General features: G+C 71.3%; 22 protein-coding genes and 1 pseudogene. 10 read left to right on the top strand and 13 right to left on the bottom strand.

Annotation, left to right across the window (positions count from 1 at the left end; translation table 11 throughout):
• Positions 1 to 12 precede the first annotated feature (12 nt).
• Positions 13 to 906, bottom strand: a complete 894-nt coding sequence (locus ABT300_RS13765; RefSeq protein ID WP_351674690.1) for an N-acetyltransferase — start codon at positions 904 to 906, stop codon at positions 13 to 15.
• Positions 907 to 957: 51 nt separating this feature from the next.
• Positions 958 to 1230: pseudogene (locus ABT300_RS13760) on the bottom strand (GNAT family N-acetyltransferase); the annotation flags it as partial.
• Positions 1231 to 1422: 192 nt separating this feature from the next.
• Between ABT300_RS13760 and recO the strand changes: the two are divergent.
• Positions 1423 to 2172: a DNA repair protein RecO gene (gene recO / locus ABT300_RS13755; RefSeq protein ID WP_057574747.1), complete on the top strand. Its 750-nt coding sequence runs from the start codon at positions 1423 to 1425 to the stop codon at positions 2170 to 2172.
• Between the two features lie 46 nt (positions 2173 to 2218).
• Positions 2219 to 3055: an isoprenyl transferase gene (locus tag ABT300_RS13750; protein ID WP_319277366.1), complete on the top strand. Its 837-nt coding sequence runs from the start codon at positions 2219 to 2221 to the stop codon at positions 3053 to 3055.
• Between the two features lie 125 nt (positions 3056 to 3180).
• On the opposite strand, the gene ABT300_RS13745 is transcribed toward ABT300_RS13750, so the two are convergent.
• The 4 genes from ABT300_RS13745 to ABT300_RS13730 are packed head-to-tail and all read right to left on the bottom strand — an operon-like array spanning position 3181 to position 6312.
• Positions 3181 to 3600, bottom strand: a complete 420-nt coding sequence (locus ABT300_RS13745) for a Fur family transcriptional regulator (RefSeq protein ID WP_351674676.1) — start codon at positions 3598 to 3600, stop codon at positions 3181 to 3183.
• Positions 3601 to 3659: 59 nt separating this feature from the next.
• On the bottom strand, positions 3660 to 4562 hold the full coding sequence (locus ABT300_RS13740) for a metal ABC transporter permease (RefSeq protein WP_351674675.1): 903 nt from the start codon (positions 4560 to 4562) through the stop codon (positions 3660 to 3662).
• Positions 4562 to 5338, bottom strand: a complete 777-nt coding sequence (locus ABT300_RS13735) for a metal ABC transporter ATP-binding protein (RefSeq protein WP_319277361.1) — start codon at positions 5336 to 5338, stop codon at positions 4562 to 4564. Before ABT300_RS13735 ends, ABT300_RS13740 begins: the two co-directional genes overlap by 1 nt.
• A gap of 17 nt (positions 5339 to 5355) precedes the next feature.
• Positions 5356 to 6312, bottom strand: a complete 957-nt coding sequence (locus ABT300_RS13730) for a metal ABC transporter substrate-binding protein (protein WP_351674674.1) — start codon at positions 6310 to 6312, stop codon at positions 5356 to 5358.
• Between the two features lie 218 nt (positions 6313 to 6530).
• On the opposite strand from ABT300_RS13730, the gene ABT300_RS13725 reads away from it, so the two are divergent.
• Positions 6531 to 7913 (top strand): glycine--tRNA ligase, encoded by a 1383-nt coding sequence (locus ABT300_RS13725; RefSeq protein ID WP_319277357.1) that lies wholly within the window; start codon positions 6531 to 6533, stop codon positions 7911 to 7913.
• Positions 7914 to 7977: 64 nt separating this feature from the next.
• On the opposite strand, the gene ABT300_RS13720 is transcribed toward ABT300_RS13725, so the two are convergent.
• A complete protein-coding gene (locus ABT300_RS13720; RefSeq protein ID WP_351674673.1) occupies positions 7978 to 8358 on the bottom strand; it encodes a hypothetical protein in 381 nt (126 codons plus the stop codon).
• 166 nt (positions 8359 to 8524) lie between these two features.
• Between ABT300_RS13720 and ABT300_RS13715 the strand changes: the two genes are divergently transcribed.
• Together ABT300_RS13715 and ABT300_RS13710 are read left to right on the top strand one after the other, a co-directional pair.
• Positions 8525 to 9367: a helix-turn-helix domain-containing protein gene (locus tag ABT300_RS13715; RefSeq protein ID WP_351674672.1), complete on the top strand. Its 843-nt coding sequence runs from the start codon at positions 8525 to 8527 to the stop codon at positions 9365 to 9367.
• Positions 9349 to 9630: a DUF397 domain-containing protein gene (locus ABT300_RS13710; RefSeq protein WP_351674671.1), complete on the top strand. Its 282-nt coding sequence runs from the start codon at positions 9349 to 9351 to the stop codon at positions 9628 to 9630. Before ABT300_RS13715 ends, ABT300_RS13710 begins: the two co-directional genes overlap by 19 nt.
• On the opposite strand, the gene ABT300_RS13705 is transcribed toward ABT300_RS13710, so the two are convergent.
• The gene (locus ABT300_RS13705; protein ID WP_351674670.1) at positions 9609 to 10721 is read right to left on the bottom strand and encodes an endonuclease/exonuclease/phosphatase family protein; all 1113 of its coding nucleotides are present in this window, start codon (positions 10719 to 10721) and stop codon (positions 9609 to 9611) included. The genes ABT300_RS13710 and ABT300_RS13705 overlap by 22 nt on opposite strands.
• A 183-nt stretch (positions 10722 to 10904) precedes the next feature.
• Between ABT300_RS13705 and ABT300_RS13700 the strand changes: the two genes are divergently transcribed.
• Together ABT300_RS13700 and ABT300_RS13695 are read left to right on the top strand one after the other, a co-directional pair.
• On the top strand, positions 10905 to 11915 hold the full coding sequence (locus tag ABT300_RS13700; protein ID WP_351674669.1) for an aldo/keto reductase: 1011 nt from the start codon (positions 10905 to 10907) through the stop codon (positions 11913 to 11915).
• A gap of 25 nt (positions 11916 to 11940) precedes the next feature.
• Entirely contained in the window at positions 11941 to 12537 is a 597-nt protein-coding gene (locus ABT300_RS13695) for a TetR/AcrR family transcriptional regulator (protein ID WP_351674668.1), read from the top strand.
• Between the two features lie 88 nt (positions 12538 to 12625).
• Here the strand turns inward: ABT300_RS13695 and ABT300_RS13690 are convergent, their stop codons facing one another.
• From ABT300_RS13690 to ABT300_RS13680, 3 genes are all read right to left on the bottom strand, one after another.
• Positions 12626 to 13657: an AraC family transcriptional regulator gene (locus ABT300_RS13690; RefSeq protein WP_351674667.1), complete on the bottom strand. Its 1032-nt coding sequence runs from the start codon at positions 13655 to 13657 to the stop codon at positions 12626 to 12628.
• A gap of 228 nt (positions 13658 to 13885) precedes the next feature.
• Positions 13886 to 14107, bottom strand: a complete 222-nt coding sequence (locus ABT300_RS13685) for a hypothetical protein (protein WP_351674666.1) — start codon at positions 14105 to 14107, stop codon at positions 13886 to 13888.
• 150 nt (positions 14108 to 14257) lie between these two features.
• Positions 14258 to 15694 (bottom strand): MFS transporter, encoded by a 1437-nt coding sequence (locus tag ABT300_RS13680; RefSeq protein WP_351674665.1) that lies wholly within the window; start codon positions 15692 to 15694, stop codon positions 14258 to 14260.
• A 101-nt stretch (positions 15695 to 15795) separates the two neighbouring features.
• Here ABT300_RS13680 and ABT300_RS13675 point away from each other — a divergent pair, with 101 nt between their 5' ends.
• Positions 15796 to 16761, top strand: coding sequence for a helix-turn-helix transcriptional regulator (locus tag ABT300_RS13675; protein ID WP_351674664.1), 966 nt, complete (start codon positions 15796 to 15798; stop codon positions 16759 to 16761).
• Positions 16758 to 17441, top strand: coding sequence for an alpha/beta fold hydrolase (locus ABT300_RS13670; RefSeq protein ID WP_351674663.1), 684 nt, complete (start codon positions 16758 to 16760; stop codon positions 17439 to 17441). The genes ABT300_RS13675 and ABT300_RS13670 overlap by 4 nt, the downstream gene beginning before the upstream one ends.
• Positions 17442 to 17513: 72 nt before the next feature.
• Here the strand turns inward: ABT300_RS13670 and ABT300_RS13665 are convergent, their stop codons facing one another.
• Positions 17514 to 18959 (bottom strand): MFS transporter, encoded by a 1446-nt coding sequence (locus ABT300_RS13665; RefSeq protein ID WP_351674662.1) that lies wholly within the window; start codon positions 18957 to 18959, stop codon positions 17514 to 17516.
• 108 nt (positions 18960 to 19067) lie between these two features.
• On the opposite strand from ABT300_RS13665, the gene dusB reads away from it, so the two are divergent.
• Positions 19068 to 20255 (top strand): tRNA dihydrouridine synthase DusB, encoded by a 1188-nt coding sequence (dusB, locus tag ABT300_RS13660; protein WP_351674661.1) that lies wholly within the window; start codon positions 19068 to 19070, stop codon positions 20253 to 20255.
• A 69-nt stretch (positions 20256 to 20324) separates the two neighbouring features.
• On the opposite strand, the gene ABT300_RS13655 is transcribed toward dusB, so the two are convergent.
• Positions 20325 to 22217, bottom strand: coding sequence for an alkaline phosphatase family protein (locus ABT300_RS13655; RefSeq protein ID WP_351674660.1), 1893 nt, complete (start codon positions 22215 to 22217; stop codon positions 20325 to 20327).
• Positions 22218 to 22417 lie beyond the last annotated feature (200 nt).

Here is a 22417-nt window from a genome sequence, read left to right as displayed (position 1 = left end):
CGACCGGGGCACTCACTCCCTGACCTGCCACTGACGGCGGCCCGCCGTCCCCGCCTCGGGACCTCGCCGGTAGAGATAAAGCCAGGTCCGGCCGGAGAGGGCACAGGCCAGCGCGGCGGTCCAGGGCCAACTGGTGGCACCCGTCGCGACGACCCCCGCGCCGATGAGGGGCGAGGCCGCCGTGAACGCCATGAGGACCACTTCCACGAAACTCTTGCGGAAGCGGTGGGCGATGGAGAACTCCGACCGCTCGTACCACGCGATACCGATGCTCAGCAGGGCGGCCAGAACCATGGTCGTCCTGGGATCGCCGCTTGCCTGTGCATAGGTGACGGGGAGAGAGATGAGAAACGGCAGCACACCGCCGAACTCGGAGAGCACGTTGCCGTATTTCATGATCCTCCCGAACGTGTTCGAGTGGATCCGCGCGAGTTCCCCCGAGGCGCTGGCGTACACGATCAGGGACAACACGGTGCTGAAGGTGGCGCCTATGAGGAGGAGGCGCACATCGTCCGGGAACCGTGTAGAGGTGAAGGCGAAGCCCAAGAGGAACGTGATGGCCGCGAGTATCGCCCCGGAGAACGCTATGCCCGCCGCTGCCTCGCCGGACTGAAGGGTTGCAGGGTCGTCCTGCTCGAAACGCGTGATCTCCAGCGCGGGTTCACCCCGCAGGGACACCAGCGCGGTCACGGCCTGATCCTGCGACGCGAGGGATTCGATCAGTTGCGTCTGCGCGCTGAGGGGGACCAGATAGCGCGTGTCGGGGTCTATGTACTCGACACGTCTCTTGTGCTGGTAGTGCAGGCAGACTCCGCCGGGATGCCGACTGGTGTGCATCACACGGGTGCCGATGAAGCCGCTCTTCAGCAGGAGCCCCGACAGCGGGACGTTCGCGATCTCGATCACGGCCGACACCAAGGGGGCCGGACCGACGCCGTCGGAGATGTGCCGGGACAACTCGTCCAGGAGACGCAGAGCGATTCCCCGCCGGCGGAGACCGTCATGGACGGCAACCGCCGATAGGCGCACATGTCCGGGAGAAGGCATTTCCGCGGCGACGCATCCGACGACCGCGCCCTCGGACTCGGCGACCCGGACCAGCCTCCCGGCGATCGACTCGGCCAGCAGGGCAGACGACGGCCCCTCGTCGGTGTCGCACGTCGCCGCCAGCAGTCGCGTGAGCTTTGGCAGGTCGTCTGCGCGCGCTTCCCGGGTGGACCATGCGTTCATACCGATCGAGCCCCCTCGGCTGTGTCCGCCGACGCAAGCGGGCCCACCGCCCCTGTGCTTCCCCCGGCCTGCTCCCCAAACCGTTCGATCGTACAGATCTGTTACCGGGCCGTCCCCTCCGAGCCGCCGGGAGCCCGGCCCGCCCCCGGTGCTCGGGCACGGCTTCCGGCGGGCGTAGGCGAGAATGGGGGCATGAGTCTGTTCCGTGATGACGGGATCGTGCTGCGCACCCAGAAGCTGGGTGAGGCGGATCGCATCATCACGCTGCTCACGCGCGGGCACGGGCGGGTGCGGGCGGTGGCCCGGGGGGTGCGGCGGACGAAGTCGAAGTTCGGGGCGAGGCTCGAGCCGTTCTCCCACGTCGACGTGCAGTTCTTCGCTCGGGGCAGCAGCGAGCTGGTCGGACGCGGACTGCCGCTGTGCACGCAGAGCGAGATCATCGCCCCCTACGGCGGCGGCATCGTGACCGACTATGCCCGGTACACCGCCGGGACGGCCATGCTGGAGACCGCCGAGCGGTTCACCGACCACGAGGGCGAGCCGGCCGTGCAGCAGTACCTGCTGCTCGTGGGCGCGCTGCGGACGCTGGCCCGCGGCGAGCACGCCCCGCATCTCGTGCTGGACGCGTTCCTGCTGCGGTCGCTGGCCGTGAACGGGTACGCCCCCAGCTTCGGCGACTGCGCCAGGTGCGGGATGCCGGGGCCCAACCGGTTCTTCTCGGTCGCCGCCGGCGGCTCCGTCTGCGCGGACTGCCGGGTGGCCGGCAGCGTCGTACCCTCGCCGCAGACCCTGGTCCTCCTGGGCGCGCTGCTCACGGGAGACTGGGAGACGGCCGACGCGTGCGAGCCGCGGCACGTCCGGGAGGGCAGCGGGTTGGTGTCCGCCTATCTGCACTGGCACCTGGAGCGCGGACTGCGCTCCCTTCGGTACGTCGAGAAGTAAGCGTCGAGAAGTAAGCGAAGCGAACGTCTAAGGAGACAAGAGGCACATGGTCGTACGCGGGTTCCTGGGGCGGCAGCGTCGGGAGTACAGGACTCCGGAGCCGCACCCGTCCGGCGCTCGGCCGCCGAAGCTCCCCGGTGAGCTGGTCCCCGAGCATGTGGCGATCGTCATGGACGGCAACGGGCGCTGGGCCAAGGAGCGCGGGCTGCCGCGCACCGAGGGGCACAAGGTCGGCGCCGAGCAGGTCCTCGACGTGCTGCAGGGCGCGGTCGAGATGGGTGTGCGCAACATCTCGCTGTACGCCTTCTCCACCGAGAACTGGAAGCGCTCGCCCGACGAGGTCCGCTTCCTGATGAACTTCAACCGCGACTTCATCCGCAAGACCCGCGACACCCTCGACGAGCTCGGCATCCGGGTGCGCTGGGTGGGCCGGATGCCCAAGCTGTGGAAGTCGGTCGCCAAGGAGCTCCAGGTCGCGCAGGAGCAGACCAAGGACAACGACCGGCTCACCCTGTACTTCTGCATGAACTACGGCGGCCGCGCCGAGATCGCCGACGCGGCGCAGGCGCTCGCGGAGGACGTGAAGGCGGGCCGGCTGGACCCGTCCAAGGTCACCGAGAAGACCCTCGCGAAGTACCTGTACTACCCGGACATGCCGGACGTCGACCTGTTCCTGCGGCCGAGCGGCGAGCAGCGCACCTCCAACTACCTGCTCTGGCAGAGCGCGTACGCGGAGCTGGTCTTCCAGGACGTCCTGTGGCCCGACTTCGACCGCCGCGACCTGTGGCGGGCCTGCGTCGAGTTCGCCTCCCGCGACCGCCGTTTCGGCGGCGCCACCCCGAACGAGGTCCTGCTGTCCCTGGAGGGCGAGCAGCAGGGCTAGGGCCCTGGAGCCCTGGGCCAGGTCAGGCCTTCCCCGCGCGTCACCGGAGTCGGGCGCGCGGGGGTCGTGGGGCGTTCGCGGGGCGTCCGGCGTCCACGGCGGCCGTCCCGGCGGAGTCCGACGGGTCAGCCGCCGGAGGCGCCCGCGCAGTCCGCGCAGGTGCCGAAGATCTCCACGGTGTGGGCCACGCTGACATAGCCGTGCTCTGCCGCGATCGCCTCGGCCCACTTCTCGACCGCCGGGCCCTCCACCTCCACGGCTTTGCCGCAGAGGCGGCAGACGAGGTGGTGGTGGTGCTCGCCGGTGGAGCAGCGGCGGTACACCGACTCGCCGTCCGACGTGCGCAGGACGTCGACCTCGCCGGCGTCGGCGAGGGACTGGAGGGTGCGGTACACCGTGGTCAGGCCCACCGAGTCGCCCTTGTGCTTGAGCATGTCGTGCAGTTCCTGAGCGCTGCGGAACTCCTCGACCTCGTCGAGCGCGGCCGCCACCGCGGCACGCTGCCGGGTGGAGCGGCCCCTCACAGGCGGTCCAGCGGTCGTCACCGTCGTCTCCTCACGTCTGCGGCTTGCCGGGCCATTGTGCCAGCCGCGGCTGTGCGCAGTCAGACGCCGACCCCGTCCCCCGCGTCCCTCGTGGCCGGAATCGTGCACTCGGCGGGGTCGCCGGCGGGTCCCTGCGCGGCCAGGGCACGGGCGCGGCGGCGGGCCAGCGGGGCGGCCAGCACGCTCAGCGCGATGAACGCGGCGATGGTCAGCAGGACGATCGTCGCACCGGGCGGAACGTCCTGGTAGTAGGAGGTGACCGTGCCGCCGAGGGTCACCGTCACACCGATCGCGACGGCGATCGCGAAGGTGGCGGCGAAGCTGCGGCTGAGCTGCTGGGCGGCGGCCACGGGGACCACCATCAGCGCGCTGACCAGCAGCAGGCCCACCACCCGCATGGCGACGGTCACGGTCACCGCCGCGGTGACGGCCGTCAGCAGGTTCAGCGCCCGCACGGGCAGGCCCGTCACGCGGGCGAACTCCTCGTCCTGGCTGACGGCGAAGAGCTGGCGGCGCAGGCCCAGGGTGACCGCGACGACGAAGGCAGCCAGCAGGCAGATCGCGGTGACGTCCGACTCGGAGACGGTCGACAGCGACCCGAAGAGGTACGACGTCAGGTTGGCGTTGGAGCCGCCGGGCGCGAGGTTGATGAACATCACGCCGCCGGCCATGCCGCCGTAGAAGAGCATGGCGAGGGCGATGTCGCCGCGGGTCCTGCCGTACCAGCGGATCAGTTCCATCGCCACCGCGCCCAGCACGGAGACAGCGGTCGCCATCCACACCGGGGAGGCGTTGAGGAGGAAGCCGAGGCCGACGCCGGTCATCGCGACGTGGCCGATGCCGTCGCCCATGAGGGCCTGGCGGCGCTGGACGAGGTAGACGCCGACCGCGGGCGCGGTGATGCCGACGAGGACGGCGGCGAGCAGGGCCCGCTGCATGAAGGCGTAGTCGAGGATGTCCATCAGCTCAGCAGTCCCGTGCGGATCGGTTCGACGCCCGCGGGCGCGTGCGGGTGTACGTGGTCGTGGCCGGGGAGGGCGTGCTGCCCGACGGCCGGGGTGGGCGGACCGTCGTGCAGGACGCAGCCGTCGCGCAGGACGACCGCCCGGTCGATGAGGGGCTCCAGCGGGCCCAGCTCGTGCAGCACGAGCAGGACGGTCCTGCCCTGCGCGACCTGCTCCTTCAGGGTGCCGGCCAGGACCTCCTGACTGGCGAGGTCGACGCCGGCCATCGGCTCGTCCATGATCAGCAGCTCCGGTTCGGCGGCGAGCGCGCGGGCGATGAGCACGCGCTGGTGCTGGCCGCCGGAGAGGGCGTCCACGTTGTCCTTGGCGCGGTCGGCCATGCCGACGAGGTCCAGGGCCCGGCGGACGGCCGCGTGGTCGGCCTTGCGGAAGACGCCGAAGCGGGTGCGGGAGAGCCGGCCCGAGGAGACGACCTCCGTCACCGTCGCCGGGACGCCGCCCGCGGCGGTGGTGCGCTGCGGCACGTAACCGATCCGCGACCAGTCACGGAACCGGCGGTGCGCGGTGCCGAACAGCTCGATCTCGCCCGCGTCGATCGCCACCTGGCCGATGACGCTGCGCACGGCCGTCGACTTCCCGGAGCCGTTCGCGCCGAGCAGGGCGACGACCTCACCGCGCCGCACGGTGAGATCGACGCCCCGCAGCACGGGGCGCGAGCCCAGCTGGGCGCGGACTGCGCGCATCGCGATCACGGGCTCGGCCTTCGCGTCCATGACGCCCTCCGTAGAGATCACTTGGTTCCCAGGGCCGTCTGCAGCGCCTTGAGGTTCGCCTGCTGGACCGAGAAGTAGTCCTTGCCGCGGGACTTGTCCGTGATGCCCTCGATCGGGTCGAGGACGTCCGTCTTCAGTCCGGCGTCGCCGGCGATGGTCTTCGCGGTCTTGTCGCTGACGAGCGTCTCGTAGAACACGGTGGTGACGCCGTCGGCCTTGGCCATCTTCTCAAGCTCCTTCACGCGCGCGGCGCTGGGCTCCGACTCGGGGTCGAGGCCGTTGATGGCCTCCTCGGTCAGGCCGTAGCGCTCGGCGAGGTAGCCGAAGGCGGCGTGGGTGGTGACGAACACCTTGGCCTTGGTGTTCGCGAGGCCCGTCCTGAACTCGGCGTCGAGACCGCCGAGCTTCTTCACCAGGGCCGCGGTGTTGGTCCTGTAGTCGGCCGCGTGGTCCGGGTCGGCCTTCTCGAAGGCCTTGCCGACGCCCTCGGCGACCTGGGCGTAGCGCACCGGGTCGAGCCAGATGTGCGGGTCGAGGCCGGCCAGCTCCTCGTTCTCGTGGTCGTCGTGCTCGGCCGCGTGGCCGCCGACCTCGTTGCCGTGCTTCTCCAGCGTGGTGAGGGAGGCGGCGTCGATCTTGGTCTTGACCTCGGACTGGGCCACCGCGTCGTCGACGGAGGGCTGGAGGTTCTTCAGGTAGAGCACCGCGTCGGACTCCTGGAGCGCGGCGGTCTGCTTGGCGCTGATCTCCAGGTCGTGCGGCTCCTGGCCGGGCTGGGTGAGGCTGGTGACGTGGACGTGGTCCCCGCCTATCTGCTCGGCGAGGAAGGCCATCGGATAGAACGACGCGACGACGTCGAACTTGTCCGTGTTGGCCGCGGCCGCGCTGTCGGAGGAGCAGGCGGAGAGGGCGCCGAGGCCGAGGGCCGTTGCCGCCGCGATCGCGGTGCCGGATATGAGTCGTCGTGCGTTCATGACAGTCATTTTCAACAAATATGGAAACCGTTGTCAACAACGCTTCGGGCAAGGGCCCGGTAAGGGCCCGGTAAGCCCCGAAGGGCTGCGATATGGCCGCTGGAGACCGGGTCCCGGCGGGGTACCGATTTGGTCGAGGGGGAGTCCCCGCCGGTACCCTGAAGTCTTCGCTGGAAGCATCTCGCTTCGTCGCCCGTCGTCGTTATGAAGAGAGCACCGTGGCCGCCGACAAGATCGACACCATCGTCAGCCTGAGCAAGCGCCGTGGCTTCGTATTCCCCTGCAGTGAGATCTACGGCGGTCAGCGTGCCGCCTGGGACTACGGACCGCTGGGTGTCGAGCTCAAGGAGAACCTGAAGCGTCAGTGGTGGCGCTACATGGTGACGTCGCGCGAGGACGTGGTCGGCATCGACTCGTCCGTCATCCTGGCCTCCGAGGTCTGGGTGGCCTCCGGTCACGTCGCCACCTTCTCCGACCCGCTCACCGAGTGCACCTCCTGCCACAAGCGGTTCCGCGCGGACCACCTGGAGGAGGCCTACGAGGCCAAGCACAACCGTCTGCCGGAGAACGGCATGGCGGACATCAACTGTCCCAACTGCGGCAACAAGGGCCAGTTCACCGAGCCCAAGCAGTTCTCGGGTCTGCTCTCCACCCACCTCGGCCCGACCCAGGACACCGGCTCCATCGCCTACCTGCGGCCCGAGACCGCCCAGGGCATCTTCACCAACTTCGCCCAGGTGCAGACCACTTCGCGCCGCAAGCCGCCGTTCGGCATCGCGCAGATGGGCAAGTCCTTCCGCAACGAGATCACGCCCGGCAACTTCATCTTCCGCACCCGCGAGTTCGAGCAGATGGAGATGGAGTTCTTCGTCAAGCCGGGCGAGGACGAGAAGTGGCAGGAGTACTGGATGGAGCAGCGCTGGAACTGGTACACCGGCCTGGGCATGCGCGAAGAGAACATGCGGTGGTACGAGCACCCGAAGGAGAAGCTCTCCCACTACTCCAAGCGCACCGCCGACATCGAGTACCGCTTCCAGTTCGGCGGCAACGAGTGGGGTGAGCTGGAGGGCGTCGCCAACCGCACCGACTACGACCTCTCCGCCCACTCCAAGGCCTCCGGCCAGGACCTCTCCTTCTTCGACCAGGAGGCCGGCGAGCGCTGGACGCCGTACGTCATCGAGCCCGCGGCCGGTGTCGGCCGCGCGATGCTGGCGTTCCTGCTCGACGCCTACGTCGAGGACGAGGCCCCCAACGCCAAGGGCAAGCTGGAGAAGCGCACGGTCCTGCGCCTCGACCACCGCCTCGCCCCGGTGAAGGTCGCCGTCCTGCCGCTGTCCCGCAACCCCGAGCTGTCGCCGAAGGCCAAGGGCCTCGCCGCCGCGCTGCGCCAGAACTGGAACATCGAGTTCGACGACGCCGGCGCGATCGGCCGCCGCTACCGCCGCCAGGACGAGATCGGCACGCCGTTCTGTGTGACGGTCGACTTCGACACCCTCGAGGACAACGCGGTCACCGTCCGCGAGCGCGACTCGATGAAGCAGGAGCGCGTCTCCCTCGACCAGATCGAGGGCTACCTCGCCGCCCGCCTGATCGGCGCGTAACCGCCCACGGCGCTCAGCGCACGAGGCCGGCCCCGACGGGACTCCCGTCGGGGCCGGCCTCGCGTCATGCCGTGCAGCCCCGCTCGCGCTGGTGCCCGCGGAGCAGGACGTCGGCGTCGGTCTCCGCGCTGTAGTCGTACACGGCGCGCGCCTCGGCGCGGCGCGTCGCGAGCTCGACGCACACCGGGCAGTCCGGGACCGGCTCGGGCGGACGGCGTAGGCCCAGCATGAACGGGCCGTCCGTCCGCGCCCGCTCGTTCGCCGCGCGCACGCCCGCGTGCAGCCGCTCGCGCTCGGTCGCCGGTCGCAGCGCCGTCGGATCGGCCTGCCACTCCCGGCCGCCGCCGACCGGTCGCAGCATCGCGTAGGGGCCGGAGCGGTCCTGGTACTCGCCGAACCTGTCCGTGGCCGGGTCGTAGAGGAGGGTGCCGGGTTCGTGCTGCATGTCGTCCGCTCCTTATACCCAACTTCCCTACGGAATGTGAGGGTTGGGATACTCTGGGTGGTGGGGGTGTCGTCAGGATGGCCCCCGGGCGGGGCCGACATGCCGTCGACGAGGCCTTCGTGGGCGTTGTGCCGCGCAAATTCCACAAATGCGGGAGGGCTGTGGGATGCCGGCGAGGAGGGTGGTCACGGGGCGCAGCCAGGAGCCCCGGCGACGCTTCGCGGAGGAGCTGCGCCTGCTGCGGGCGGGCAGAGGGGACAGCCTGCGGCAGCTGGAGGAGGTGCTGGGCTGGACCGCGTCCACCTTCGGCAAGATGGAGGGCGGGCAGAGCCTCGGCAGCCCCGAGGTCGTGGAGGCGCTGGACCAGCACTATGGGACGGCGCCGATGCTCCTGACGCTGTGGGAGCTGGCCGTCGCGGACCCGTCGCAGTTCAAGGAGCAGTATCGGCGGTACATGGCCCTGGAGGCGGAGGCGGTCGGGCTGTGGCACTACGGCGTGAGCAGGCCTCCGGGGATGCTTCACACGTCGGCGTACGCACGTGAAGCGCTCGCAGCCGGCGGACTCAACGGCGAGGAGCTGGAACAGCAGGTCGAGGCTCGCGTTGGGCGACGCAAGGTGCTGGAGGGGGTTGATGCACCCCCGTTCCGGATGATTCTGTCCGAGGCGGTGCTGCGTAACTCGCTACGTGAACCGCGAGAATGGCGGGAGCAGTTGGAGTGCTTGCTGGAGGCCGTGGAGCGTCCGAACATCACGCTTCACGTGCTGCCGTTCGGTACGGGGCTCCACTCGTTGGACAGCACCGACATGATGTTCCTGCGCTTGGTGGATGGCCGGACGGTGGCCTATACCGAAAACGATGTGCGAGGTGAACTGGTAGAGGAAACAGGCAGGGTTGAGCGTTTGCACCGCACATATGATGCGGTACGTGACCTGGCGCTGAGTCCCGCCGAGTCGCGGACGTTCATCTTGCGCATCCTGGAGGAAGTGCCGTGCGAGCCATCGACTTGAGCAGCGTGACGTGGCGCAAGAGCAGCTACAGCAACTCGGACGGCGGCCAATGCCTGGAGGTCTCCGACGACCTCCTCAGTCTCGCCGCCTGGCGCAAGAGCAGTTACAGCAACAGCGACGGCGGCAACTGCCTCGAGATCGCCGCAGGCGTCCCCTCCCTCGTCCCGGTTCGGGACAGCAAGGATCCGGACCGGGGTGCGCTCCTCTTCGGCGCGGACGCCTGGGGCTGCTTCGTCCGTGCCTACAGGTCGACGTCCACGTAGAGCGCCGCGTGGTCGGAGGCCGCCGTGCCCTTCGAGGTCACCGTGTCGAAGGACTTGATGTCCTTGGCGAAGATGCCGCGGGTCTCCAGGCCGACGTGCTGGACCTCCGGCCACAGTTCCGGGGAGAGCAGCAGGTAGTCGAGCTTGTTCTCCTCGCTCTTGCAGGTCCCGTGGGTGCCGGGCAGGCCGCTGTAGGCGCGGTGACTCATCACGTCCCGCATGCCGGTGTCCCGCAGGACCGTGGCCGGGGCGCTGTCCGGGTCGTCGTTGAGGTCCCCGGCGACGATGACGTGCGGGGTGCGCTCCAGCGCGGCCCGGTAGATCTCCGCGACCCGCTTCGCCTGGGCCAGGCGCAGATCGGGATTGTCCTGGAACTTGCTCTTCAGGTGGTTGCCGAGGACCACCAGGGGCGTCCCGTTGAGCTGGATCTCGTACTCGGGGCAGTCGCGGCTGAACAGCCGCAGGTCGGGACGCTCGGGCCCGCTGTCGAAGATATGGGTGCGCACGGACGTGATCGGGTGCCGGCTCAGGATGCCGATGTCGATGCCCCGGGGATCGTTGCCGTCGATCAGCAGGACGTAGGGGTAGGGCCGGCGTCCGAGCGCCCCGCCCAGCACCTGGGTGTTGAAGCGCTCCAGGGTGAGCCGGTCCTCGACCTCCACGGTGAGCATGATGTCGGCGTCCACTTCCGAGACCACCCGGCCGGTGTTGCGCACCACGCTCAGCTCGAAGTCGTCCTGTGCCAGTTCGGCCCAACCCGCCCACGCGGAACGGCCCTTGGCGGTGACCTCGACGTGGGTGCTCGCCCCGGAGCCCGTCGTCTTGAAGAGTCCGGAGTCCTTGCCCGGCCGTGACTGGTTCACGTAGATCGGCGGCGGGTTCTTCGGGTCGATGGCGTACGCCCGGTGCTTCTCGATGAGCCCGGCGATCTTGGCTTTGTCGTCGGCCGTGTACACCGGCAGGTCGAGGAGGGCGGCCAGCGCGGCGAAGTCGTCGAGGATCTCCTTGCGCTTCGCCGGGTCCTCGATCCGGAAGGCCGTGGGTCGGCGGAAGAGGTTCTCCATGTTGAACGTGGCGATGCGGATGCTCATGGCATACCTCCACGGCGGCGCAGAAGGGCCGCTCGGCCGGCGGCAGGCGCCGCCGAGGTGACTGCGCACCGACATATTCCATTGTCCTCGCCCTGTGGGACGCGTCGACCGGACGGGCCGGAAGCAGCGACTATGGAATGACAGATATTGAAATCTGTCATCTGTCATGTCAGGCTGGTGTGCATGACGATGCGAACCCGTTCCCTCGGCTCCACCGGCCCCCAGGTCTCCGCCCTCGGCCTCGGCTGCATGGGCATGTCCGCGCTGTACGGCGGCGCGGACCGGGCCGAGGGGATCGCGACGATCCACGCGGCCCTCGAAGCCGGCGTGACCCTGCTGGACACCGGCGACTTCTACGGCATGGGCCACAACGAGCTGCTGATCGGCGAAGCGCTGCGCACCGCACCCGCCGCCCGCCGCGAACAGGCCCTGACCAGCGTGAAGTTCGGCGCCCTGCGCGGCCCCGACGGCTCCTGGGCCGGCTACGACGGGCGGCCCGCCGCGGTGAAGAACTTCGCCGCCTACTCCCTCCGGCGTCTCGGAGTCGACCACATCGACGTCTACCGGATCGCCCGGCTCGACCCCGACGTGCCGATCGAGGAGACGGTCGGCACGATCGCCGAACTGGTCGAGCAGGGGTACGTCCGGCACATCGGCCTCAGCGAGGTCGGCGCCCGGACCATCCGCCGGGCCGCTGCCACCGCGCCGATCGCCGACCTGCAGATCGAGTACGCGCTGATCTCCCGCGGCATCGAGAGGTCGATCCTGCCGGTGACCCGTGAACTGGGGATCTCGATCACCGCGTACGGCGTGCTGTCGCGCGGGCTGATCTCCGGGCACTTCACCGCCGACCGCGAGCTCGCGGCCGATGACTTCCGGGCCCACTCGCCCCGCTTCCAGGGCGACAACCTCCAGCACAACCTGAGCCTGGTGGAGGCCCTGCGGAAGATCGCCGAACACAAGGGCGTCTCCGTCGCGCAGATCGCGATCGCCTGGGTGCTGGCCCAGGGCGAGGACATCGTGCCGCTGATCGGCGCGCGCACCAGGGAGCGGCTCGCGGAGTCGCTGGGCGCGCTGGACGTCGTCCTGGACTCCGACGACCTCGCCGCGATCGAGAGGGCCGTACCCGCCGACTCGGCCGCCGGCGAGCGTTACGCGGCCGCCGCGATGGCCCACCTCGACAGCGAGCGCTGACCTCCGCTCCGGGTACGGTCTGAGCATGCCACCGACCACCGAGACCCTGACCGCCGAGCGCATCCTCGAGGCGACCGAGGAGGTGCTGCGCCGCCACGGCCCGGCCAAGGCCACCGTGGTCGACGTGGCCCGCGCGCTCGGCGTCAGCCACGGCAGCGTCTACCGGCACTTCCGGACGAAGGCGGCGCTGCGGGCGGCGGTCACGAAGCGGTGGCTGGACCGGACGTCGCAGACCCTGTCCGCGATCACCGCCGACGGGACGCGCCCCCCTCGGGACCGGCTGCGCGACTGGCTCACGGCGCTCTTCGAGGCCAAGCGCCGCAAGGCCGGCGACGATCCGGAGCTGTTCGCCACGTACATGGTGCTGACCGGGGAGACCGGCGACGTGGTCGACGAGCACCTCGCCGACCTGACCGGCCAGCTGACCCGGATCATCGAAGAGGGAGTCGAGGCCGGGGCGTTCACCGCCCCCGACCCGGAGACCGCCGCCCGTGCCGTCTTCCACGCCACCGGCCGCTTCCACGACCCGGGCTACCACCGGGTGTGGGAGCGGCCCGGCGTCGAGGGCGACTTCACGGCGCTGGTCGACCTGCTGCTGCGGGGACTGCGGGCCCGGTCCTGAGGCACCCGGCCCCGGAGTCCCGAGGCCCCGGCCGGGCCTTACCGGACCGGACCGGGTCGGACCGGGTCGGGATTGCCGCCGGACGCGGCTACTCGTCCCCCTCGCCCCCCTCGTCCTCTTCGGGAGGCGTCGCCGCCTGGAACCGGTACTCCGTCGGCGACATCCCGTACGCGGTGCGGAAGGCACGGGTGAAGTCGGAGGCGCGGGTGATGCCCCAGCGTGCGGCGATGACGTGCACCGGCGTGGCGAGCAGCGCGGGGTTGGCGAGATCGCGGCGGGCGCCCGCCAGCCGTTGGCCCCGGATCCAGGAGGCGACCGTCTCTCCCGTCCCCTCATCCTGGAAGAGCCGGTGCAGATAGCTGAGGGAGATGTGGTGCGCGGCGGCGACCACGGGCGGCCGCAGCTCCGGGTCGTGCAGGTGATCCCGGATGAACGCCCGGATCCGGGTGACCGTGATCCTGCGATGGGCCTCCGGTGTCAGGTCGGCTTCCGCCTCCAGTTCATGGGCGAGCCACGCCGTCAGCAGGTCGACCACGACCATGCCGAGCCGCGGCGCGTCGGACGGCTGGAGGAAGGCGGACTGCTGGTCCAGGCCGGTGAGGAACCCCGTCAGCAGGGCGCCCGGTCCCTGTCGTCCCGACAGCCGTCTGGCCAGGAGGTGGCGCACCCGGGCGTACGGCAGGGGCAACAGGGACTTGGGAATCTCCAGGCCCACCCCGGTGACCAGAGGGGGCGCCGGGGAGGCCGACGACTGCGCGCCGTGGGGCTCCACGACGTACGGGCGTGAGCTGTCGGACAGCCACAGGTCCTGCGGGCCGTACGTCTCGGACCGCCCCACGTGGTCGAAGCCGAGCCCACCGCCCAGCACCAGCGACAGGTGGTACTCCTCGGGGTCGGACTGCCGCACCAGCCGCGCGTTCCGCCGGTACCGCGTCGGCAGTACCCGGACGGGCCACACCCGCACGGGCCCCAGTTCGAGCAGCCGCTGTTCCGCCCGGAAGTCGGCGGCGTAGTCACTGCTGATGTCGCTGGGCGCGATCGTGCGGTCCATCAGCTGACGCCAGTACTCGAACCTGTCCGCCACCGGCACGTCCGCGGTCCGGAACGCCGTCCCGATCATTGCGTCCTGCTCTCCGCCCGACTCCCGGGGCCTCGCCCCGACCCCGTCCGCGCCCGTTGCGGCGGCTGCCTCTGCTTGCGCGTCCGCGGCCGCCCGGGTGCCTCTGCCTCTGCGGAGGGTACTTCAGCCCGCGGACAGCGGTTCCAGGGCCCCGGAGCAGTCAACTCGCCGCCGCGCAGCGGCAGAAACGGGACAGAGCGCCCATGGGCCGGCCCTCCGGTGCGGACGTCATCGCGGCTCGCCGCCGCCTCCCGAGGGATCCACGGTCGCCTGATGGGCCTGGGCGAGATGCTCCTCCGCCTTCAGCCAGGGCAGGAACTGCGCCCCCGTGCGCCAGCCGCACGTCTCGCAGTCGACGGTGCGCTGCATGCCCGCGCGGCGCACCCGGACGACGTGCCGTCGGCCGTGCTGGTCGAAGCGGCTCACCTTGCTCGTGTTGCTCTCCGGCATGACGTCTCCAGCGTCCGAGGGCCTCGCGGCGGCCCCGCGAGGGCCTCTCGGAGTGTGCAGCACGACCGACGTCGACGGGGCTTCCCGGGGGACGACTTGACCAAGCCGTTCTCCGGCCGCCGCGCGGCGCCCACGCCCTGCCGGCCGTCCTCAGCCCACCTTGCGAGGCAGCCGCAGGCTCAGCAGCCCGGTCACGGCCACCCCGGCCAACTGCACGGCCAGCGTGGTCAGCAGGGCGTCCCGCATGCCCATCCCCGGGACCAGGGAGAGGAACAGGGTGCCGAGGGTGGCCACGCCCAGGGCCAGCGAGGCCTGTTGGGTGGTCACCATCACACCGCTGCCGACGCCCGCCCGGGCCGGCGGCACCTCGGACATCACGATCCGCATCACGACGGGCAGTTGGAGCGCCTGCCCCGCGCCGGCGACCGCAGCGCCCGGCAGCAGCGCGGCGAAGCCGAGGTCCGGCCAGTCGGCGCGCACCGCCAGCACGATCAGGACGACGCCGGCGCCCTGCAGCACCGCGCCCGCCGTCACCACCCGCGCCCCGAACCGTGCCACCAGGCGCGGTCCGGCCAGCGAGGCGAGGAAGAACGTCAGCGCCATCGGCGCGAGCGCGAGACCGGCGCGCACCGGACCGAGTCCCGCCCCGCTCTGCAGGGCGACGGCGATCACGAACATGAACCCGCTGAAGCCGACCGCCAGCGGCGCCATGATCGTCAGCCCGCGCCGCAGAGTGGTCAGCGCGAACAGGCTCGGCGGGACCAGCGGGGTGCGGCCCTGTCGGTCGGCCCGCCGCTCCACGGCGTAGAACGCGCCGGTGACCAGCGGGAACGCGGCCAGCGACAGCCAGGTCCACAGGGGCCAGCCCGCGGCCCGGCCCTCGGTGAGCGGGGCGAGCAGGGTGAGGAGCGCGGCGGCGAGGAGCACCGTGCCGGGTCCGTCCACCGGCTCCGGGCGCTGCGAGCGGGTCTCCGGGACGGTACGGACGGCCAGCAGCAGTCCGACGATCACGAACGGCACGTTGACCAGGAACACGGAGCGCCAGCCGCTGCCGGCGATGTCCGCGGCCACCAGCACCCCGCCCAGGATCTGACCCGCCACCATGGACAGCCCGGCGGTCGCGCCGTACAGGCTCATGGCCCTGGCACGGCGGGGGCCCGCGGTCGCGGACTGGATGGTGGCGAGCACCTGCGGCACCATCGCGGCGGCCGACGCGCCCTGCGCGACCCGGGCCGCGACCAGTGACCACGCGTCGGGAGCGAGCCCGCAGGCCAGCGAGGTCAGACCGAAGGCGGCCATGCCGCCGAGGAAGAGCCGCCGCCGGCCGAACAGGTCGCCGAGCCTGCCGCCGAGCACGAGCAGCACCGCGTACGCGAGCCCGTACCCGGCGACGACGAGTTCCAGGACCGACTCGCTCGCGGCGAGGTCGCGGCCCATCGTGGGCAGGGCGACGTTGACGATGAAGAAGTCGATGAGGGGGAGCGCCGCGCCGAGCAGCACCGTGAACAGCCCGAGGGAGCCGAGGGCGTGGTCCGGCGCCGGGGATCCGGTGCGCCGGGGGACGGGGATCGAGGTTGTCTGGGTCACGCTGCCGAGCCTGCGCCGCCCCTCAGACGGGTACCAGAGTCTCCTTATCCTGGTAGAAGGAGTACCTGGCAACAGGATCCGCGCGGCGGCAGGCTGGAGACATGACGACCATGGCCCAGGAGACGACGAGCACCACGACCGCCGCAGCGGCCGGCGCGGTGGCAACGGCCGGGACGGCGGGATCGGCTCGGACGACGGCGACGGGAGGGACCGTCGCGGCGACGGGCGGCTCGGAGATCCGGCGTCACGAGCTGGCCGCCTTCCTGCGCAGCCGCCGTGAGCGCATCGCGCCCGAGCAGGTGGGCCTCCCGCGCGGAGCGCGCCGCCGCACCCCGGGGCTGCGTCGCGAGGAGGTCGCCCATCTCTCGGCCGTCGGCGTCACCTGGTACACCTGGCTGGAACAGTCCCGGGACATCCACGTCTCGGTCCAGGTGCTGGACGCCCTCGCCCGCACGCTGATGCTCGACCCGAGCGAACGGGCCCACCTGTTCCAGCTCGCCGGCGCGACCGACCCGACGCCCGCCTCGTCCTGCGCCGGCGTCACCGACGCCGTGCGCCGGCTGCTCGACCAGCTCGACCCGCTCCCCGCCTGCGTCCAGAACAGCCGCTACGACATCCTGGCCTACAACCGCACCTACGCCCATCTGCTGTGCGACCTCGACGCGATCCCGCCCGAGGACCGCAACTGCATGGTCCTCATCCACACGCATCCGCAGTGGCGCGAGTCGGTCGTCCACCTCCAGGCGTCCATGCGCCTGATGGCCGCGAAACTCCGCGCCTCGATGGCCGGACACCTCTCCGAGCCCGCGTGGAAGATGCTGGTCGGGCGGCTGCAGGCGGAGTCGCCGGAGTTCCGCGAGAACTGGGAGCGCTACGAGGTGGTGGTGGCCCGCAGCAAGACCAAGCAGTTCCGCAACCCGCACGTCGGCCTGCTCACCCTCACCCACACCGACCTGTGGCTGAGCCCGGACCACGGGGCGCGCATGGTGACGTACACCCCGGTGGACGAGGAGAGCCGGGAACGCCTGGAGAAGCTGCACGCCTACGCCCAGGGCGTGACGCGGTGAGGTTCGTGATGGTGCCGGGCGGCTGGCAAGGCGGTTGGGCGTTCGACGAGGCGGCCGCCGAGCTGCGCCGCGACGGTCACCGCGTCGAGGCGGTGACCCTGGTGGGGCTGGAGCCGGACGGCCCGGTCGACGCGGACCGGCCGCCGAACCTCGACGCCCACATCGACCAGGTGGCGGAGATCGTCGAACGCGGCGACGGCACGCCTGTCGCGCTGTGCGGGCACAGCTACGGCGGGATGGTGATCGCGGGGGTCGCGGACCGGCTCGGCGACCGACTCGACCAGCTCGTCTTCATCGACGCCTACGTCCCGGACGACGGGGATTCCTGCTGGTCCCTGACCAGCGACGCCTTCCGGGAGCTGTTCGTGTCCGGCGTCCGCGCCGACGGCCGATGGGTCGCCGTGCCCGAAGGACTCGACCCGCGCGCGCGACCCCACCCGCTGGCGAGCTTCCTCCAGTCGGTCAGGCTGCGAGGCGACCTCGGCGCGGGCCCGGCGCCCGGCCGGACGTTCATCAGCGGCGGCGCGTGGCCGGGCAGCCCCTTCACGGAGCTGACCGAACGGCTGCGCGACGACCCGGGCTGGCGCGTCCACGAGATCCCCGTCGGCCACAACATCGCCCGCCGCGACCCGCACGCCCTCGCGGCCGTCCTCGGCGCCCTGCCGCATCACTCCGCCTGACCGCCGCCGGCCGCAGCCGTCCGGCGATCCCGAGCCCGTCCGGTCCGGCGCCTCGGCGGGCACGTCCGCGGGTCAGGCGCCGACGCCTGCCGCCTCGCGGACGTCCGGGGCCTCCAGCCGCTCCGCGGTGCGCGCGGCCGTGCGCCGCGCCCACCGGCCGGTCGTCAGCACGCCGAGGACGAGGACGACGGCGCCGCAGCCGGTGAGGATCCACCAGCCGGGCACGGCGGCCCCGGTGAAGTCCGCGCGGTACGAGGAGGCGCTCACGCCCGCCGCCAGGACCGCGCCGATCACCGCGACGCCGAGGGTCTGGCCCAGCTGGCGGCTGGTGGAGGCGACCGCCGCCGCCACCCCCGCCTGACTGCGCGGCATGCCCGACACCGCCGTGTTGGTGATGGGCGCGTTCACGAACCCGAAGCCCACCCCGAACAGCACGTATCCGAGGAACAGCGTCGTGTCGGACGTCTCCGCGTCGAACAGGGCGAACAGCAGCCCGCTGAGCGTCATCGCCGTCCCCGCGACGACCAGCGGCAGCCGTGGGCCGCGGGCGCCCACCAGCCGGCCAGACAGCGGCGCGCACAGGAACGTCGGCGCCGCCATGGGGAGCATCCACAGTCCCGCGTGCAGGGCGTCGAGGCCCCGCACGTTCTGCAGGTACAGCGTCGACAGGAACAGGAACCCGCCCAGCGCGGCGAACGCGCTGATCGCGACGACGGTGGCCCCGCTGAACGGCGCCGAGCGGAAGAACCGCAGGTCGATGAGTGGTTCGGCGCGGCGCGGCTCGTACCACAGCAGCCCCGCCAGTGCGGCGGCCGCGACGGCGGCGAAGGGACCGCTGGTCGCCGCGCCCGCCCCGGGGGCCTCGATGATCGCGTACGTGAGGCAGCCGAAGAGGACGATGATCAGCAGCTGGCCGACCGGATCGGGGCGACGGGCCTTCGGCGCACGCGACTCGGGGACGTACCGCAGGGTCGCCAGCAGGGCCGCCAGGCCGACCGGCAGGTTGATCCAGAAGATGGAGCGCCAGCCCACCGACTCCACGAGCAGCCCGCCCAGCAGGGGACCGGCGGCCATCGAGATGCCCACGACCGCGCCCCACACGCCGATCGCGCGGGCGCGCTCACGCGGGTCGGTGAAGGTGTTGGTGATGATCGACATGGCGACCGGGTTCAGCATCGAGCCGCCCACCGCCTGCACCATCCGCGCCGCGACCAGCAGCTCCAGGTCCGGGGCGAGCGAGCACAGCAGGGAGCCGACGGCGAACACGACCAGACCGGCCATGAACACCTTCTTGCGGCCGACGCGGTCGGCGGTCGACCCGGCCAGCATCAGCAGCGCCGCCAGGACCAGGGTGTAGGCGTCGATCGTCCACTGGAGGCCGGCGGTCGTCGCGTGCAGGTCGCGCTGCATGGCGGGCAGGGCGACGTTCAGGACGGTGACGTCCAGGCTCACGATCAGCAGGCTCATACAGCAGATCGCGAGGACCAGCAGGCGTCGGCGAGGGCTGAGCTCGGGCATGCGTTCCATCGTACGCCGACATCGATAGTGCGTCTAACTAATGAGTGGTCCACGGATCACTGGGGATCGGGAAGCCGGGTACCCCTTCGGGTACGCGACAATGGAGCAATGTCCACGCCCGCATCCCCCCTGCAGATCGGCCCGCACACCGTCCGGCCGCCCGTCGTCCTGGCCCCCATGGCCGGGATCACGAACGCGCCCTTCCGCACCCTGTGCAGGCACTTCGCCGAAGGCGAAGCCTTCGCCGGAGGTGAAGCGAAGGATGGAGCCAGCGGCGGCAAGGGCCTGTTCGTCAGCGAGATGATCACGACCCGGGCGCTGGTCGAACGCAACGAGAAGACCATGCAGCTGATCCACTTCGACGCGACCGAGAAGCCGCGCTCGATCCAGCTGTACGGCGTCGACCCGGCCACCGTCGGCAAGGCCGTCCGCATGATCGCGGAGGAGGACCTCGCCGACCACATCGACCTCAACTTCGGCTGCCCCGTCCCCAAGGTGACCCGCAAGGGCGGCGGTTCCGCGCTCCCGTACAAGCGCCACCTGCTGCGCGCGATCCTGCGCGAGGCCGTCAGCGGCGCCGGCGACCTGCCCGTCACCATGAAGATGCGCAAGGGCATCGACGACGACCACATCACCTACCTCGACGCGGGCCGCATCGCCGTCGAGGAGGGCGTGACGTCCATCGCCCTGCACGGCCGCACGGCCGCCCAGCACTACGGCGGCACGGCGGACTGGGAGGCGATCGCCCGCCTCAAGGAGCACGTCCCCGAGATCCCCGTCCTCGGCAACGGCGACATCTGGTCGGCGCAGGACGCGCTGCGGATGGTGCGCGAGACCGGGTGCGACGGAGTCGTCGTCGGACGCGGCTGCCTGGGCCGGCCCTGGCTGTTCGCCGACCTCGTGGCCGCCTTCGAGGGCCGCACGGACGACATCGCCGAGCCGTCGCTGCGCGAGGTCGCCGACGTCATGGTCCGCCATGCGACCCTCCTCGGCGAGTGGATCGGCGACGAGTCCAAGGGCGTCGTCGACTTCCGCAAGCACGTCGCCTGGTACCTCAAGGGCTTCGCGGTCGGCAGCGAGATGCGCAAGCGCCTCGCGATCACGTCCTCCCTCGCCGAACTGCGCGCCGGACTCGACGAGCTGGACCTCGACCAGCCCTGGCCCGCCGGCGCCGACGGGCCCCGCGGTCGCACCTCCGGCAACAACAGGGTCGTCCTCCCCGACGGCTGGCTGAAGGACCCTTACGACTGCGCGGGCATCAGCGAGGACGCGGAACTCGACACCTCGGGCGGCTGAGCCCCGGGAGTGCGCCTCGCGCCGCCCGGCCCCCCGACCGGGCGGCGGCGCGGCCGCCGTCCCCGCCGGTCAGCCCGTCGGGTGGGGGGTCGAGCCGTAGGCGGTGAGGAACTTGTCGCGGAAGGCGCTCATCTTCCACACCGGGGCGTTGTGCGCAGGCTTGAGGCCGTCCGTCCAGTTCCAGCCGGCGATCTTGTCGAGGACCTTCGGATCCTTGGCGACGAGGGAGATCGGCACGTCCCGGCTGGCGTTGTCGCCGCTGACCCGCGCGATCGGCTGGTGGTCGCCGAGGACGACCAGGACCGTGTCGTCGGTCCCGTAACGCTCCAGCCACTCCGTGAGCGCGGTCACCGAGTACTGGATCGACTTGCCGTACTCCTCCTTGGACGCGGCGCCGTCGGCGATGACGTCCGACGCTTTCCTGCCGGCCTTCTCGATGCCCTCGAACACCGAGCCGTCACCGAGGGAGTCCCAGTCCACCATCTTCGGGATCGGCGCCCACGGCTGATGGCTGGAGGTCAGGATGATCTCCGACATCAGCGGCTTGTCGCGGTCGGTGCGGCCGTGCTCCAGCCGCTGGAACGCCTCCAGGGCGTACTGGTCGGGCATCGTCGACCAGCTGAACTTCGGTCCCTGGTAGCCCATCTCGAAGGCGTTGTAGACCTTGTCCAGCCCGTAGTACTTGGCCTCCGGCCAGCCCTTCTGGATGCCCGGCATCACGCCGACCGTGTCCCAGGCGCCGGTCTTCTTGAACGCCTTCGTCAGGGACAGGTGGTCGCTGGCCATGACCGAGCGGTAGCGCTGCTGGTTGTCGACCCACAGGCCGGACAACGTGCTGGAGTGGCCGAGCCAGCTGCTCCCGCCGTACGTGGCCGACGTCAGCCAGCCGCTCTTCGCGTGGAAGCCGGCCTTCGCCAGGGCCTGCGTGCTCGTGCCCAACGTCTTGTCGACGCCCGGCGCCATGACCGGGTCCTCGATGGCGCTGCGGCCGTAGCTCTCGATGAACGTGAAGATCATGTCCTTGCCGCGCAGGTCCGGCACGAGCTGGTCGGCCGGGGTGGCCCCGAACGTGTCGTGACGGACCTCCTTGCCGAACGTGGCCTCGTCCTTGATGGTCTGCCGCACCTGCCGGGCCTTCTTCACGAGCGTGTCCGCGCTGCGGTGCGAGGCGACGGGCATGCCGGCTATCTGCAGGCCCACGACGGAGCAGGTGACCCACGCCGTGGCGGCGATCAGCGTCGCCCGGGTCGCCCGCCGGGTGTCGCGCGCCATCAGGTTGCTGATCCGGACCGTCGCCAGCGCCATGAGCGCGGACAGCAGCACGACGAGCAGGACGAGGCCGATCGCCGCCCCCACCGCGGTGGCCCGGCCCATCGAGTCCGCCACATAGGACTGGGCGTCGTCCAGCAGACCCCAGTCCAGGACGAGGTCGAAGTCACGGCCCAGATACTCCGTGAACTCCATGTCGAGCACGTTCAGCACGGTCAGCGCGCCGAGGAGCACCCCGCCCAGCACCGCGACCACCGTCCGCGGCCGCCGGGGCAGCGCCAGCAGCAGGGCCGCCCCGATGATCGCCTCCACGGGCAGCCGCGTGAACCTGTTGACCTCGAGTCCGGAGATCCGGTTGGGCAGCAGCAGCGCCCCGAGCACGAGCCCGAACGCGAGGACGGTCACCGTCCACCACACGGCCCGGGCGGCCCGGGGATGCCGTCCCCGCCAGCGCCACCAGCGAGCCTCCGCGACACCCCCCGCGTCCCCCGCCCCGCCCGCGGCCTCCTCTGCTTCCGCCGCCCCGCCCGCGGTCTCCGCCGGGTCGGCGTCGACCGTCTCCGCGGGTTCCGCCACCGCCTCAGTGTCCTGCGCCGGGTCCGCCGGGGCGGTCGTGGCCGCCGGCGTCTCCTCGGGGTCCGTCGAGTCGGGCAGCGGGGATGAGGGGGTGGAGGCGGAGGTGGAGACAGGCACCCGAGGGTCCTTCCGTACGAAGCCTGGCGAGCGGCGGATCCGAGGCGGGCCGGATCCGCCACAGTTTCGTACGGCCTGCCCCGCGCCCGCGTTCAGCCCCCTCGGCCAGCGCTCGGCAAACACCGCGCAAACGCCACGCCAAACACCCCCGCCGCCGCGCACGCCCGGCCGCCGCGCACCCCCGGTCGTCGCCCCGCCGC

Source organism: Streptomyces sp. NPDC001027 (assembly GCF_040299045.1).
Classification (GTDB): Bacteria; Actinomycetota; Actinomycetes; order Streptomycetales; family Streptomycetaceae; genus Streptomyces.
Note: the sequence above shows the minus strand (reverse complement) of the source record. Positions and strands in the feature narration are given on the sequence as shown.